We start from the raw sequence: 14850 nt of genomic DNA, 5'->3' as shown, positions 1-14850 counted from the left end.
CATGATCTCTCGCAACGCGCTCTCCGCGACGCTGAACGCCGTGTCCTCGCCCCGCGCTGTCCTGTCCCTGATTCTGGTCTCGGCAACACTCGCAATGGCGGGCTGTGCACGGCCGTCGCCAGAGGCCGCGACGCAGCAGTATTTCGATCCCTACGAGGCGCGAAATCGCAAGATCCATGCCTTCAACAAAGGGCTGGACAAGGCTGTTCTGCGCCCGGTCGGGGTGGCCTATGCCACTGTTGTTCCCGAAGAATTCGCGACCCTCGTGCAGAACTTCGGGGAAAACCTTGCGACCCCGGCGGATGTGGTGAACGATGTCCTGCAGTTCCGCCTGAAGGACGCCTTCATCAACACCGTGCGCTTCACGATGAACTCGACCATCGGCGTCGGCGGCCTGATTGATGCCGCAACGCTCTGGGGCATTCCCGCGCGCGACACCGACTTCGGCGAGACCCTCTATGTCTGGGGCGTGCAGGAGGGGGCCTATATGGAGCTTCCCATCCGTGGCCCCTCGACCGAGCGGGACACCGCAGGTCGCATCGTCGATTTCTTCACCAATCCGCTGAGCTATATCCTTCCCTCGCCGGAGAAGTCCTACGGGACCGAAGCCCGCGTGGTCAGCGCCATCGGCTATCGTGGCCGCTATGCTGATACGGTCGATTCGGTGCTCTATGACAGTGCCGACAGCTATGCGCAGTCGCGCTCGATCTATCTGCAGAGACGGCATTACAAGCTGGGCGATATCAATACGGGCTCCGCTGCCGAGGATCCCTACGCCGACCCCTACGGCGCGCCCGCTTCCAACAGTTCTGATGACCCCTATGGTGACCCATATGCTGAATAATCTTACGCGCCGGCACTTCGTCGGCGGCGCTCTGGCGCTCGCAATCGCGCCGCTGTTTCTGTCTCCGCGCGCCGCTCTGGCGCTGACCGATGCGCAGGCCAAGACCATGGTCGATAGCCTTGTCGCGCGCATCAACCAGGTGATCTCCTCCGGTAAATCCGAAGCGGCGATCATCAAGGACTTTGAGCAGATCTTCGACCAGTACGCCGATGTTGCGATCATCGCGCAATCCTGCCTCGGGCCTGCCGCGCGCGGCCTGTCCGGTGCCCAGCAGGCGGCCTATACGGCGGCCTTCCGCGGCTACATCACCCGCAAGTACGGCAAGCGTTTCCGCGAGTTTGTCGGCGGCCGGATCGAGGTCAACTCCGTGAAGGAGGTCAAGACCTGGCGCGAGGTCGTCTCGACCGCTTATCTGCGCGGCGAGGCTCCGTTCGAGGTCAAGTTCCTGGTCTCCGACCGCTCGGGCCGCGATCTGTTCTTCGACATGTTCATCGAGGGCATCTCCATGCGCCTGACCGAACGTGAAGAAATCGGCGCCATGCTGGACAAGCGCCGTGGCGATATCGCCGCGCTGACGGCGGATCTGCAAACCGCAGGCTGAGGCTGTCGCGATGCGCCCCCGGCCCGGTCCATAAAACCGGGCTCATCATAAAAAAGGCCCCGAATGGTTCGCGCCATTCGGGGCCTTTCTCGTTCTATGGCGACCGATCAGTTCAGCCCGAAGATATCCTTCAGCGCCTTCTGGATGATCGTGTCGAGCCGCTGGGGCTGCGCGCCCTGACCCTGACCCTGGCCCTGACTTGCGCCATCGCTGCTGGCCGCGACAGTGCGCCCGGCATTGGGATCGGGGCGCAGCATCGGCAGGGGCTTGGGTTCGATCCCATCCTCGACCCGGACCATGACCTCGTGAAAGATCTCGGCGGGCAGGCCCGCGCCAGTGACGCCGGTCAGTGGGGTGTTGTCGTCGTAACCCATCCAGACGCCGGCCACGTAATCCGCTGAAAAGCCGATGAACCAGGCGTCACGGGTCGACGACGTGGTGCCCGTCTTGCCTGCGATCTCGTGGTCGGGCAGTCCGGCGCGCGTGCCGGTGCCCTGCGCCACGACCTGTCGCATCATGTAGATCAGCTCGCGCGCAGCGGCCTCGCTGATCACCCGTTCGCCGATGCCGCCGTCGGTGCCCATCAGGGGCTGGCTGTCGCCCTGCAATGTCACGGACTCGATTCCGTAGGGCTCGACCGAAGACCCGCCGTTCAGGATGCCTGCGTAGCCGCCGACCATCTCGACCAGCGTCGATTCCGATGCGCCGAGCGCGAGGGCCGGGCCCTGCGCCAGATCGCTCTCGATCCCGAAGTCCGAGGCCACCTTGCGCACATTGTCCAGACCCGCCGACATCGCCAGCCGTACCGCCGGGATGTTCAGCGACTTCATCAGCGCCTCTTCCAGCGTCACCGGACCACGGAACTTGTGGTCATAGTTCTCGGGCCGCCACGGGCCCGAGCCCGCCACGTTCACGGTCAGAGGCTCATCCTGCACGACGTCGTTGTAGTGCCAGCCCAGATCCAGCGCCGTGCCATAAACAAAGGGCTTGAACGCCGAGCCGGTCTGACGCAACGCCTGCGTGGCGCGGTTGAAGACGCCCTTCACCCGGGTATCGCGTCCGCCCACCATGGCGCGCACAGCGCCATCCGGGCTCATCACCACGATCGCGGCCTGCGCCTTGGAGGTGTCCTTCACCTTCTCCTCGAAGATGTACTTCATCGCGGTTTCGGCAGCTTTCTGGATGCGCTGATCCAGCGTGGTCTTGAAGATCACGTCCTGCGTCGATTTCTTGGTCAGGAAATCCGGACCCGACGACATCACCCAATCGGCGAAATAGCCGCCCGACTGCGCCTCGGCGGCGGCGGACAGGCCTGCAGGGTTCGCAATTGCGTTCTTGGCCTGCGCGGCGTCGAGATAGCCCTGCTCCTGCATCAGCCCGACGATCACGCTGGCACGATCCTGCGACCGGGCCAGGTTGTTCGTCGGTGCATAGCGCGTTGGCGCCTTCAGCAGACCGGCCAGCATCGCGGCTTCAGCCGGGGTGACATTGGCGGCGGACTTGCCGAAATAGCGCTGGCTGGCGGCCTCGAACCCACGGGTGCCCTCGCCCAGATAGGCGCGGTTCATGTAGACCGTCAGGATCTCGTCCTTGGAATAGCGCATCTCCATGCCGATGGCATAGACGGCCTCTTTCACCTTCCGCCAAAGGGTCGTCTGGCGGCAATCGTCCTCATAGGCGGTTTCGTTCTTCCACTGCTTGGGGTCGTAGGGCACGCCAAGGCAGATCAGCTTGGCCGTCTGCTGGGTGATGGTCGAGCCGCCATGACCGTCCAGCGGCCCGCGTCCCTCGCTAAGGTTGATGCGGATGGCGCCTGCGACGCCGCGCGGGCTGACACCGAAGTGCTTGTAAAAACGCCGGTCCTCGGTGGCGACGATGGCATGGCGCAGGTTGGGCGACACGCTCTGTGCATCCACGACGCCGCCAAACTGATCACCGCGCCAGGCAAAGACCTGACCGGCGGTGTCCTGCATCGTCACCGAGCCACGGGCGCGCCCGTCAAACAGCTCATCCACCGGGGGCAGCGTCACCGCGACATAGGCGGAGGCCAGCAGCACCAGCGCCACGCTGACCGCGGTCAGCCGCCAGACGATGCGCCAGATCAGGCCGACGATCCAACGGAACAGCCGCACGATGGGGTTGCGAGGCCTGCGCCCGCCCCCACGACCACCACCCCCGCCGCCATTGCGCGGCGGCTTGCGGGGCGGTTGCTGACGCGACCCCGGCGCGGCGGACCGGGCGGCAGGTTTTGCCGTCTTGGCCGCAGGCTTGCCTGTACCGGCCTTGGCCGAGCTGGGGCGTGCGCGCGGTGCGCCCGCTCGCTTGTCCGCCACGAGGGTCGGTTTGCGACGTCCTGAATCACTCATTTGTACTGCCCGGAGCTTTTTGCTTTTCGACACGTTACAGGCTTTGGCCGTGAATGTTGAGGCAGAAGCGCAGGGGCAAAGTGTTTTTGATTTGCACAAATAGTGTGCAATTTTTCAAATGCGTCCAAAAAAATGGCAGAGGATACGCAATTTGGTCTCGCCAACCCGGCCCGTAGTTCCGCATTCCTAGCAGGGACGGCTTATCTGCGGGGGCCAAACTGTGGACCCGTGTCCGCAACAAGGAAGGGGAAAGTAGTGAAACTCATTATCGCAACAATCAAACCGTTCAAGCTTGAGGAGGTCCGCGAGGCGCTGACCGAAATCGGCGTGCGCGGGATGATGGTGACGGAAATCAAGGGCTTCGGCTCGCAATCGGGTCACACCGAAATCTACCGCGGTGCGGAATACGCGGTCAATTTCGTCCCGAAGATCAAACTCGAGATCGCTGTGACGGCTGCCATGGCCGACCAGGTCGTCGAGACGATCACGACGACAGCCAAGACCGGGAAAATCGGCGACGGCAAGATCTTCGTGCTGGATATCCAGCAGGCGGTTCGGGTGCGGACCGGCGAAACCAACGACGACGCACTCTGAACTGCGACCGGACAGGGGAAAGGACTCAATAATGAAAACCGTTACCAAATTTGGCCTGGCTGCCGCGCTGATCGCGCTGCCCAGTCTCGGCCTTGCGCAAGAGGCTGACGTGACGCCTCCGATGGAAGAGATCGGCTATATCTTCACCACGTTCATGTTCCTCGTCACCGGCTTCCTGGTGATGTTCATGGGCGCGGGCTTTGCCATGCTCGAAGCCGGCCTCGTGCGTCAGAAGAACGCCACGATGCAGCTGATGAAGAACGTCGCGCTCTTTGCGATTGCTGCGATCATGTACTACCTCGTCGGCTACAACCTGATGTACCCGGGCGACGGCTGGACCGTCCTCAACGTCATCGGTGCCTTCTCGCCCGCAGCGCTTGATCCCGTTGGCCTGGCCGATACCACACCTGACCTGACCTATGCGTCGGTGGGGTCGGACTTCTTCTTCCAGCTGATGTTCTGCGCCACCACCTGCTCGATCGTCTCCGGTACCCTCGCCGAGCGCATCAAGCTGTGGCCCTTCCTGATCTTCTGCCTCATCCTTGCCGGTTTCCTCTACCCGATCCAGGCGTCCTGGAAATGGGGCGGCGGCTTCCTGAACGAAGCAGGCTTCCTCGATTTCGCTGGCTCGACCGTTGTGCACTCGGTTGGTGGCTGGTGTGCCCTCACCGGCGCGCTGATCCTCGGCCCGCGTATCGGCAAGTACAAGAACGGCACCGTCACCCCGTTCCCCGGTTCCAACCTGACGCTCGCCACTCTGGGTACGTTCATCCTGTGGCTGGGTTGGTTTGGCTTCAACGGCGGTTCGCAGCTCTACATGGACACGGCTGCCAACGTTGCTGACATCTCGCGCATCTTCGCAAACACCAACACGGCAGCTGCCGGCGGTGCCATCGCGGCGATGATCCTGACGCAGATCCTCTACAAGAAACCCGACCTCACCATGGTGCTCAACGGCGCTCTGGCTGGCCTCGTCTCGATCACGGCCGAGCCCCTGACCCCCGGTCTGGGTGCGGCAACGATCATCGGTGCCATCGGTGGTATCCTTGCGGTTCTCGCCGTGCCGATGCTGGACAAACTGAAGATCGACGACGTTGTCGGCGCGATCCCGGTTCACCTGGTCTGCGGTATCTGGGGCACCATCGCGGTTGTCTTCACCAACGGCGACGCCTCCATCGGTACGCAGCTCTATGGTATCGTCACTGTCGGTATCTTCACGATCGTCGCCTCTGCGATCGTCTGGATGATCCTCAAGGTCGTTGTTGGCCTGCGGGTGTCCGAAGAAGACGAGATCATGGGTCTCGACATGGCCGAGCTGGGCATGGAAGCTTACCCCGAGTTCTCCAAAGGCTGAGCTCTGCTTTCTGAGACTGCCTGAAATTGGCCCGGGCGTTCGCGCCCGGGCTTTTTCATGTCCGCACATTCATGTCGGCAGAGGTCCGGCCCGGGGCCCTCCGCCGCGCCCTGCGGCACCGTTGCACGCCCATGCAATTGCCGCCCCCGCCGATCCGTGCTTAGAATTTTCGCAAAGACCAAAAACAAAAAAGGATTGGGACAGATGTATGACATCGCGGCCATCGGGGCCTGGCTGGAATTCGCAGTGCGCTGGCTGCATGTGATCACCGCGATCGCCTGGATCGGATCTTCGTTCTATTTCATCGCGCTCGACCTCGGGCTGCACCGCGACCGCAACCTGGCCTCCGGCGCGGATGGCGAGGAATGGCAGGTCCACGGCGGTGGCTTCTATCACATCCAGAAGTACCTGATTGCCCCCGACGCCATGCCCGAGCACCTCGTCTGGTTTAAGTGGGAGGCCTATTCGACCTGGCTGTCGGGTTTCTTCCTGCTGTTTCTGGTCTACTACCTCGGGGCGGATTTCTATCTCATCGACCCCGCGGTCATGGACCTCGCGCCCTGGCAGGCGATCGCCATCTCGCTGGCGTCGCTCGCCCTCGGCTGGCTGGCCTATGACACGATCTGCAAATCGAAGTTCGGCGACGACAACACCCGCCTGATGATCGCCCTCTACATCATCCTCGTCGGGCTGGCGTATTTCTACACCCACGTCTTTTCCGGCCGCGCCGCGCTGCTGCACCTCGGAGCCTTTACGGCAACAATCATGAGCGCGAACGTCTTCTTCATCATCATGCCGAACCAGCGCATCGTGATTGCCGACCTCAAGGCAGGGCGCAAACCCGACGCCAAATACGGCAAGATCGCCAAGCAGCGCTCGACCCACAACAACTACCTGACGCTGCCGGTCATCTTCATGATGCTGAGCAACCACTACCCGCTGGCGTTTTCGACGCAGAACACCTGGATCATCGCCTCCCTCGTGTTCCTGATGGGCGTCACGATCCGGCATTTCTTCAACACCATGCACATGCGCAAGGGCACGCCCTACTGGGCCTGGCTGGTCACGGCGATCATCTTCCTCACCATCGCATGGCTGTCGACCGCGCCGATGTTCCGCGCCGATGAAGACCCCGAGGCCGGCATCGTCACCCGCTTTGCCGAAGCGGAGGGGTTCGAGCATGTCACCGATATCGTCATGGGCCGCTGTTCGATGTGTCACAACGCCGAGCCGTTCTATGACGGCATCCTCTGGGCCCCCAAGGGCGTGCGCCTCGACACGCCCGCCAATATCACCCGCAACGCCCGCATGATCTACCTGCAGGCGGGCCTCAGCCACGCGATGCCCCCCGCCAACGTCAGCTTCATCGAACCGGCAGAGCGTCAGGCGATCATCGACTGGTACGCGGCCGCCACGAAGGGGTAGGGCGGGGTGAACCCGGCCCTACAGACCGCCCGGCACAAGCGCGGTTAACCATCTACAGCAAACCGCCGCCCGTGGTGTTTCCCCCCGTTCCCGACTCACCACAGCCATGCTAAGTCTTGCGACATGCAGCGCCCAGACCCCAACATACGCGACAGCCAGCCTGTCATCCGCCAGCTCGACGAGTCCGCGATCAACCGCATCGCCGCAGGTGAGGTTGTTGAGCGCCCCGCCTCCGTGGTCAAGGAACTGGTGGAAAACGCCCTCGACGCCGGTGCCAAGCGGGTCGAGATCACCATCGCCGATGGCGGCAAGACCCTGATCCGCGTGCGCGACGACGGCTGCGGCATTGCGCCCGAGGCGCTGCCGCTGGCCCTGTCGCGCCACGCCACCTCCAAGATCGACGGTTCCGATCTGCTCAATATCCACAGCTTCGGTTTCCGGGGAGAGGCGCTGCCCTCCCTCGGCGCGGTCGGTCGCCTGACCCTGACCTCCCGTGCCCAAGGTCATGAGGCCGCTGAGATCCGCGTCAGCGGGGGCCACACCGACCCCGTCCGCCCCGCCGCACTCAACTCCGGCACCGTGGCCGAGTTGCGCGATCTCTTCTACGCCACGCCCGCTCGCCTGAAATTCCTGCGCACTGACCGGGCCGAAACGCAGGCCGTCACCGACATCATCAAGCGCCTCGCCATGGCCGAGCCCTTCACTGGCTTCATCCTGCGCGATACGTCCGGCGGCGGTGAGGGCCGCGTGCTGTTCCGCGCCGACCCTGAAACCGGCGACATGTTCGATGCCCTGCACGGTCGCCTCGCCAACGTGCTGGGCCGCGAATTTGCCGAAAACGCACTGGCGATTGATGCCGAGCGCGAAGGCCTGCACATGACCGGTTACGCCGCCCTGCCGACCTATTCGCGCGGCGCGGCGGTGGCGCAGTTCCTCTTCGTCAATGGCCGCCCGGTCCGGGACAAGCTGCTGATGGGGGCCCTGCGCGCCGCCTATTTCGACTTCCTCAGCCGCGACCGTCATCCGGCGGCGGCACTGTTCATCGACTGCGATCCGATGCTGGTCGACGTCAACGTCCATCCTGCCAAATCTGAGGTCCGCTTTCGCGATCCCGCCATCGCACGCGGCCTCATCGTCTCGGGCCTGCGCCATGCTCTTGCCGACGCCGGGCACCGCGCCTCAACGACGGTCGCAGGCGCGACCCTCGGTGCTTTCCGCCCCGAGCGCCCCTCGCAAGCCGCCCTCGGTGCCGCGCAGCAGGCCTTCGCGCCCGAGGCGCCGCGTGTCTATCAGTACGATCCAAAGCACCGTTCAGATACCGTTCAGATACCGACGGGATACCGACATGAGAATTCGGGCTTTTCGGAGGGGAATGCACAGACCTTCCCAAGCCTGACGCCGACCCCCTCGGCCCGCGCCGAACTGCCCCCCGAAACCGATGCGCAGACCCCACTTGAGGCCTATCCCCTGGGGGCCGCCCGCGCGCAGGTGCATGAGAACTACATCATCGCCCAGACCACGCGCGGCATGGTCGTCGTCGACCAGCACGCCGCCCACGAACGGCTGGTTTATGAAAAGCTGAAGGCGCAGATGGCCGCCAATGGTGTGCCCTCGCAAGCCCTGCTGATCCCCGAGATTGTCGAGCTTTCTCAATCAGATGCCAGCCGCCTGCTGGAGGCCGCAGACGATCTTGCGCGCTTTGGTCTGCATATCGAGGCCTTCGGCGGCGGCGCCATCGCCGTGCGCGAAACCCCCGCGATCCTTGGTGAGATCAACGCCGAGGCGCTGATCCGCGACGTGCTGGACGAGCTCACCGATCAGGACGACAGCATGGCCCTGCAAGCGCGGGTCGAGGCGATCCTGTCGCGCGTTGCCTGCCACGGCTCCATTCGCTCGGGTCGACGTATGCAAGTCGCTGAAATGAATGAACTTCTGCGCCAGATGGAGGCGACGCCCCACTCCGGTCAGTGCAACCATGGCCGCCCTACCTATGTGGAGCTGCAACTCTCTGATATCGAACGGCTTTTCGGGCGTACATGATGCAAATCGGCTCCCTCACGCTCGACCTGTCCGACCCGCTGACGCTTGCTCTGCTCGGCGGCGGGGCGGGGTTCGTTATCCTGTTGATCCTGCTGATTTTTTCGATCCGCTCGGCCGGTCGCGCCTCGGATCCGCTGATCTGGCAGATGACGCAACTGTCCCGTCACGTCGAAGGTCTGGGCCGGGGGCAAGAACAGCTCGCCGGGAATTTGTCGAACGTTTCCAACGCACAAACGACCGGACAGGCACAGATGCTGCAGTCGATGGAGGCCCGCATGGCCCACGTCCAGCAGCAGATGAACGACCGCCTGCACGACAATGCGATGCGGCAGGCGCGCGCGCTTGCAGAGATGCAGGAGAAGATGAACGCCCAGCTTCGCGGCGGCTCCGAGAACACCGTCAAGAGCCTGACCGCCCTGCAAGAGCGTCTGCAAACGATTGACAAAGCTCAGGAAAATATCACGAAACTGTCCGGGGACGTGCTGTCACTGCAAGACATCCTGTCCAACAAGCAGACCCGTGGTGCCTTTGGCGAGATCCAGTTGAACGACATCGTCTCCAAAGCGCTGCCGCCCGACAGTTATACCCTGCAGGCGAAACTCTCCAACGACCGCCGCGCCGATTGCCTGATCCACCTGCCGAACCCGCCCGGCCCCATCGTCGTCGACGCCAAGTTCCCGCTTGAGGCCTACGAGGCCCTGCGCCGCGCCGAAACGCCGGAGCAGAAGACTCGCGCCGCCCAGCTGTTCCGCCAGTCCGTGCGCCATCATATCCGAGCGATTTCAGACCGTTACATCATTGAGGGCGAGACGGCAGACGGCGCGCTGATGTTCCTTCCCTCCGAAGCGGTCTATGCCGAGCTGCACGCCAATTTCACTGACGTGGTGCGCGAGGGCTTCAACGCCCGCGTCTGGATCGTCTCACCGACGACCTGCATGGCGACGCTGAACACCATGCGCGCGATCCTCAAGGACGCCCGGATGCGCGAACAGGCCGGTGCGATCCGCAAGACGCTGCATCTGCTTCACCGCGATGTCGAGCTGGTGGTGGAGCGTGTCGGCAAGCTGGAAACGCACTTTGATCAGGCGCGCCGCGACCTCGACGGCATCGGCACCGCGGCCGAGCGTGCCGGTAAACGTGCACTGCGCCTCGATAATTTCGACTTTGAAGAGCTGACAGCCGATGATGCGACGCCGCTGGAAAGCCTTGCTCAGGGTCAGCCGGTCACGTGATCTTGCGCTGAATCAAGGCGGGGAGCCGGAAAACATGCGCTACACTCCGTCCAGCAAGGAAGGAATCGCCATGCTTGAAATCTCCATGGACAAGATCGCCAGCATCGTTCTGATGTCGCGCGAAAGAGAACGTGCCGAAGGTGAGCTCCGCTCGTTTCTGGAAAACCTGAACGAGGACGAGCTGGTCAGCCTGGTTGCGCTGATGTGGATCGGGCGGGAATCCTATGATCCCGAAGACCTTGACGAGGCCATGCGCATGGCCCGCGAAGAGGCCCATATCCCGACCGCCGATTACCTGATGGGATCGCCGCATCTGTCGGATCATCTGGAAAATGGGCTGGATGCGCTAGGCCTCTCCGCTCAGGACGAAGAAGACGAGCTGATGCGCGGTGGCGGCGGCTAAGTCCGCGTGCGGGTTTGCTTTTCCTGACCAAGTTGTGATCTTAGAGGCCGACCTGTAATGTCGGAGGCCTTTTATGATTCCCGTTGATCCAGACCGTTTTCTGGCCGATTTGCACCACTTACGCAGTTTTGGGGCCGCTGGAACGGGCAAGGGTGTCGTCCGGCAAGCCTATTCCGAGCCCGATATCGCCGCCCGCGAATGGCTGGCCGCGCAATATGCCGAGGCTGGGCTTGATGCTGTCATCGACCCTGTTGGCACCGTCTGGGGCCTTGCACCCGGGACCTCCCTGCTGGTCGGCTCGCACAGCGATACCCAACCTGAGGGGGGCTGGCTGGACGGCGCACTTGGCGTGATCTGCGGGCTTGAGTTGGCGCGCGCGGGCGTGCAGGCCGGTCTCCCCATCTCAGCCGTGTCTTTTCAGGACGAAGAGGGACGCTTTGGCGTCATGACAGGCAGCCGCGTCTGGTCTGGCCGCACGACGCTGGCCGAGGCGGATGCGCTGAGCGACGCAAAGGGCCTCAGCTTTGCCGAAGGACGCGCGAAAATGGCGCATCTGGTGACTGGAGAGGTGGATCCTGCGCGCTTTTCCGGATTTGTCGAATGTCATATCGAACAAGGCCCCTGGCTGGATGAGGCGGACGAAGCGATCGGCGTTGTCACTGATATCGTTGGCATTCGTGATCTGACCCTCACCTTCAGTGGCGAGCAGAACCATGCGGGCACCACGCCGATGCACCGCCGCCGCGATGCGCTGACGGGGATGTTGCGCTTTCAGGCGCTGATCGAGGATCGCTTTCGCAATGTCGTCACTCCGCAAAGCGTCTGGACCACGGGCCATGTCGATCTGTACCCCGGTTCGCACTCAATCGTGCCGGGGCGGTGCAGCTTTTCGATGCAGTGGCGCGACGGTGATACAGCGCGTCTTGACCGCATGGAGGAGATCGTCCGCGTAAGCGCCGCTGAGGTCGCCGCCGACACCGGTCTGGGGCTTGAGATATCCGAGATGCTGGCGCTGGACCCTGTGCCGATGGACGCTGGCTTTCAGGCCGCTCTGGCCGCTGCGGCTGAGGCGCAAGTGCCCGGACGCTGGCGCAAGATGCAATCGGGGGCGCTACACGATGCGGCCAGCCTGTCGCGGGTGATGCCGGTGGCGATGCTGTTCGTGCCCTCGATCAACGGGATCAGCCATGACTTCGCCGAAGACACGGCCGAGGCGGATCTGGTGGCGGGCCTCAGGGTTCTGGCCCAGGCCGTGGAAAAAATCGCTTCCCGCTGAGGGGCTCAGCCCCAGCTGACGTCGCCCAGAAAGATATAGCCCGCGCCATAGATCGTCTTGATCAGGCGCGGGTTTTTCGTGTCCTCCCGCAGCTTTGTGCGCAGGCGCGAGATGCGCACATCCATCGCGCGATCAAAGCTTTCCCCGGCCGCGCCGCCCAGCACCTCCTGCATCGTCGCGCGCGAGACGAGGCGTTTCGGGCGTTCCAGAAACAGCCGCAGCACCTCGGCTTCGGCATGGGAAAACGGAGTCTCGCCACCCTCGGCATCCTCCAGCGCGAAGCGGTCGAAATGCGCGGTCCAGCCGTTGAAATGCGCAATTTGCCCGGCTCCGGAGCCTGTGACCGGGTGATCGCGCCTCAGACGCGCACGAATGCGGGCGACGACCTCGACCGGATCGAAGGGTTTGATGATGTAGTCATCGGCCCCCAGCTCAAGCCCCGTCACCCGGTCCTGAACCTGCGCACGACCCGAAATGATGATGATCGTTGCGCCTTTTTCCAGCGCGAGGCGGTGCACCAGTGTCAGCCCGTCCCGGTCGGGAAGCGACAGATCGACCAGACAGACATCGGGGGTGATGGTCTTCAGCGCCACCTCGAACTCCGTGGCGCGCGCGAAGGCGCGGGTGCGGAATCCTGCCTCCTCAAGGGCGGCAGAGAGGATCTGCCTGATCTCGGGTTCATCGTCCAGGATCGTGACCAGAGGCTGGTTCATACGGCACGCGCCCCCTGACGCAGAAAAATACGTAACTGGTTGGCGTCAAAAGGTTTCTGCAGCACCGGCCCGCGCACCCTTGCGGCCCTGTGCAAGGGATGGTCCGGGCGCAGAGAGGTCATCATCAGGAAGGGCGGCGCGCCCTCTGGCAGTTTGTCGAACAGGTCGATGCCCGTGGCGCTGCCCTCCAGTGACAGATCGCTCAGGATCAGGGTCAGGCTATCCAGATTTTGAATAATTTCAATAGCTTCACCGGCGGTCGGGGCCTCTATCACCGAGTAGCCCGTCTCGACCAGCATCTGCCGGATGGAGTGGCGTAGATCAGGACTGTCCTCGACCAAAAGCGCCAGCCCCCCAGCGGCGGAGAGTTGCGGCGCCTCGCGCCAAGGCAAGGACAGCGTGACTTCGGCACCGACTGCATGATTGGCGATGCGCATGCGGCCCCCGGCGCGCTGCGTCATGTCATAAACCATCGACAGACCCAGACCCGACCCTTCGTTGCCCTTCGTGGTGAAGAACGGATAGGTCGCCTTTTCCAGTGCCGTGGTCGAAAATCCGGGGCCACTGTCCGAGACGCGGATTTGCAGCCAGGTCCCCTGGACGTTGCTTGAGGTGATCGCGATCTCGCCGGGCCCTTCGCCAATCGCATCCCGGGCGTTGAGCACCAGATTCAGCAGGCTGTCCTGCAACATGCCCGTGTCGAGCCAGAGGCGCTCTGCCTGAGCGCTGTTGTCGATCCGCAAACTGACCGCCTCTGGCAGGGCGGAGCGGGCGAGGGTTTCGAAATCACGCATGAAGGCGGACCAATCGGTTGCGCCGGGGCTATGTTCGCGTCCTCCGGTCATGTCGGCAATCCGGTTCAGCAGGTCGCCGCCGCGTTTCGCCGCGCCCTGTGTCGCGGTCACCAATGTTTGCGCCGCCTCCGGCAGGGCAAGTCGCGACAGCTGTGATTGCAGCCCCATGATGATCGTCAGCAGGTTCGAAAAATCATGCGCCATCCCCGAGGTCACCTGCGCCGCCAGCTCTCGTCTGCGGGTCTGGGTCAGGGCAGCGCGGGTCTGGGTTTCCTCGGTGACGTCCATCGACATGATATAGACGCCATCGGGGCCATTCGGGGTCAGGGCCGTGCGAATACGGCGACTGCTGGCCTCGTCCGTGAACTCGACGACCCCGGCGCGCCCCTCAAGAGCGGCGTCGATATAGGGGCGCACGGCCTGATGCACCTGAGGCCCCAGCACGTCAGCGATATGCAGCCCGACGATATGCGAGGGCCGACCGGGCAGAATGCGGCTCAGCCGGCGGTTCGAGTAGGTGTAGATGTGCTGTGGCGAGACATGTGCGATATGGGCGGGCAGCATCTCGGTGGTCAGGCGAATGCGGGCCTCCATCTCGGCCAAGCTGCGGCGGGCTTCCTCCAGCCGGGTGTTGGCCGAGGTCAGCTGGCGGTTGGTCGCGGCAAGCTCCTCGGCGCGGGTCAGCAACTCGTCCGACAGTTCCTCGGACCTTGCGCGCAAGAGGGCCTCTTGCTGCTTGGTAGCGGTGATGTCGGTGTAAACGGTGACCCAGCCGCCTTGCGGCAGCGGCGCCCCTTCGACACTGACGATGCGGCCATTGGCGCGGGTCCGCTCCATATAATGGGGCTGAAAGGCGCGGGCGGTTTCCACTCGACGCTCGATTGCGTCCTCGATATCGTCGATCGGGCCGTATTCACCCGTGACACAAAGGTGGCGGATGGTGTCTTCAAACCGCGCGCCGCTGCGCACCAGTTCTGGCGGCAGATTGAACATGGCCTGAAACTGGCGATTGGCCTGCACCAACCTAAGATCCTGATCATAAATGGAAAGGGCCTGCTGGATCAGGTTCAGACCGGCCGTCGTCATCAAGTCCTTCTGTGACGCGCTGGTGTTCAAATCCTGTCCTCCCTCCCTCATGGCTAACGCGGATCGGGCCTTGGCGAAAGGGTGTCTGTTTGCAACTGCAGCGAGATCTCTTCGCGCCCGCA

At 63.4% G+C, this 14850-nt stretch carries 12 protein-coding genes; 9 read left to right on the top strand and 3 right to left on the bottom strand.

The window, feature by feature from the left end; genetic code table 11:
* Window position 1: 1 nt before the first annotated feature.
* Window positions 2-844: an MlaA family lipoprotein gene (locus F3W81_RS13215; protein ID WP_226941677.1), complete on the top strand. Its 843-nt coding sequence runs from the start codon at window positions 2-4 to the stop codon at window positions 842-844.
* Window positions 834-1445 (top strand): MlaC/ttg2D family ABC transporter substrate-binding protein, encoded by a 612-nt coding sequence (locus F3W81_RS13210; RefSeq protein WP_193079607.1) that lies wholly within the window; start codon window positions 834-836, stop codon window positions 1443-1445. Before F3W81_RS13215 ends, F3W81_RS13210 begins: the two co-directional genes overlap by 11 nt.
* Window positions 1446-1552: 107 nt before the next feature.
* Here the strand turns inward: F3W81_RS13210 and F3W81_RS13205 are convergent, their stop codons facing one another.
* A complete protein-coding gene (locus F3W81_RS13205) occupies window positions 1553-3811 on the bottom strand; it encodes a transglycosylase domain-containing protein (protein WP_193079606.1) in 2259 nt (752 codons plus the stop codon).
* 255 nt (window positions 3812-4066) lie between these two features.
* Between F3W81_RS13205 and F3W81_RS13200 the strand changes: the two genes are divergently transcribed.
* The 7 genes from F3W81_RS13200 to F3W81_RS13170 all read left to right on the top strand — a co-directional run bounded on the left by F3W81_RS13200 (window position 4067) and on the right by F3W81_RS13170 (window position 12135).
* Window positions 4067-4405 (top strand): P-II family nitrogen regulator, encoded by a 339-nt coding sequence (locus F3W81_RS13200; RefSeq protein ID WP_119400263.1) that lies wholly within the window; start codon window positions 4067-4069, stop codon window positions 4403-4405.
* Window positions 4406-4436: 31 nt separating this feature from the next.
* Window positions 4437-5759: an ammonium transporter gene (locus F3W81_RS13195; protein WP_193079605.1), complete on the top strand. Its 1323-nt coding sequence runs from the start codon at window positions 4437-4439 to the stop codon at window positions 5757-5759.
* Window positions 5760-5963: 204 nt separating this feature from the next.
* Window positions 5964-7184 carry a urate hydroxylase PuuD gene (locus F3W81_RS13190; protein WP_193079604.1) on the top strand — a complete coding sequence of 407 codons (1221 nt, stop codon included), beginning with the start codon at window positions 5964-5966 and terminating at the stop codon, window positions 7182-7184.
* Between the two features lie 123 nt (window positions 7185-7307).
* Entirely contained in the window at window positions 7308-9224 is a 1917-nt protein-coding gene (mutL, locus tag F3W81_RS13185) for a DNA mismatch repair endonuclease MutL (protein WP_193079603.1), read from the top strand.
* A complete protein-coding gene (locus tag F3W81_RS13180; RefSeq protein ID WP_193079602.1) occupies window positions 9221-10456 on the top strand; it encodes a DNA recombination protein RmuC in 1236 nt (411 codons plus the stop codon). The genes mutL and F3W81_RS13180 overlap by 4 nt, the downstream gene beginning before the upstream one ends.
* Window positions 10457-10526: 70 nt before the next feature.
* Window positions 10527-10859: a DUF3775 domain-containing protein gene (locus F3W81_RS13175; protein WP_193079601.1), complete on the top strand. Its 333-nt coding sequence runs from the start codon at window positions 10527-10529 to the stop codon at window positions 10857-10859.
* A 73-nt stretch (window positions 10860-10932) separates the two neighbouring features.
* Window positions 10933-12135, top strand: a complete 1203-nt coding sequence (locus tag F3W81_RS13170) for a hydantoinase/carbamoylase family amidase (RefSeq protein WP_193079600.1) — start codon at window positions 10933-10935, stop codon at window positions 12133-12135.
* 5 nt (window positions 12136-12140) lie between these two features.
* On the opposite strand, the gene F3W81_RS13165 is transcribed toward F3W81_RS13170, so the two are convergent.
* Window positions 12141-12848 (bottom strand): response regulator transcription factor, encoded by a 708-nt coding sequence (locus F3W81_RS13165; protein ID WP_193079599.1) that lies wholly within the window; start codon window positions 12846-12848, stop codon window positions 12141-12143.
* Entirely contained in the window at window positions 12845-14728 is a 1884-nt protein-coding gene (locus F3W81_RS13160) for a PAS-domain containing protein (protein WP_193079598.1), read from the bottom strand. The genes F3W81_RS13165 and F3W81_RS13160 overlap by 4 nt, the downstream gene beginning before the upstream one ends.
* Between the last annotated feature and the right edge of the window lie 122 nt (window positions 14729-14850).

It is taken from the genome of Pseudooceanicola spongiae (assembly GCF_014899185.1).
GTDB classification, from domain to species: domain Bacteria; phylum Pseudomonadota; class Alphaproteobacteria; order Rhodobacterales; family Rhodobacteraceae; genus Pseudooceanicola; species Pseudooceanicola spongiae.
This window is presented reverse-complemented; position numbering and strand designations above follow the sequence as displayed.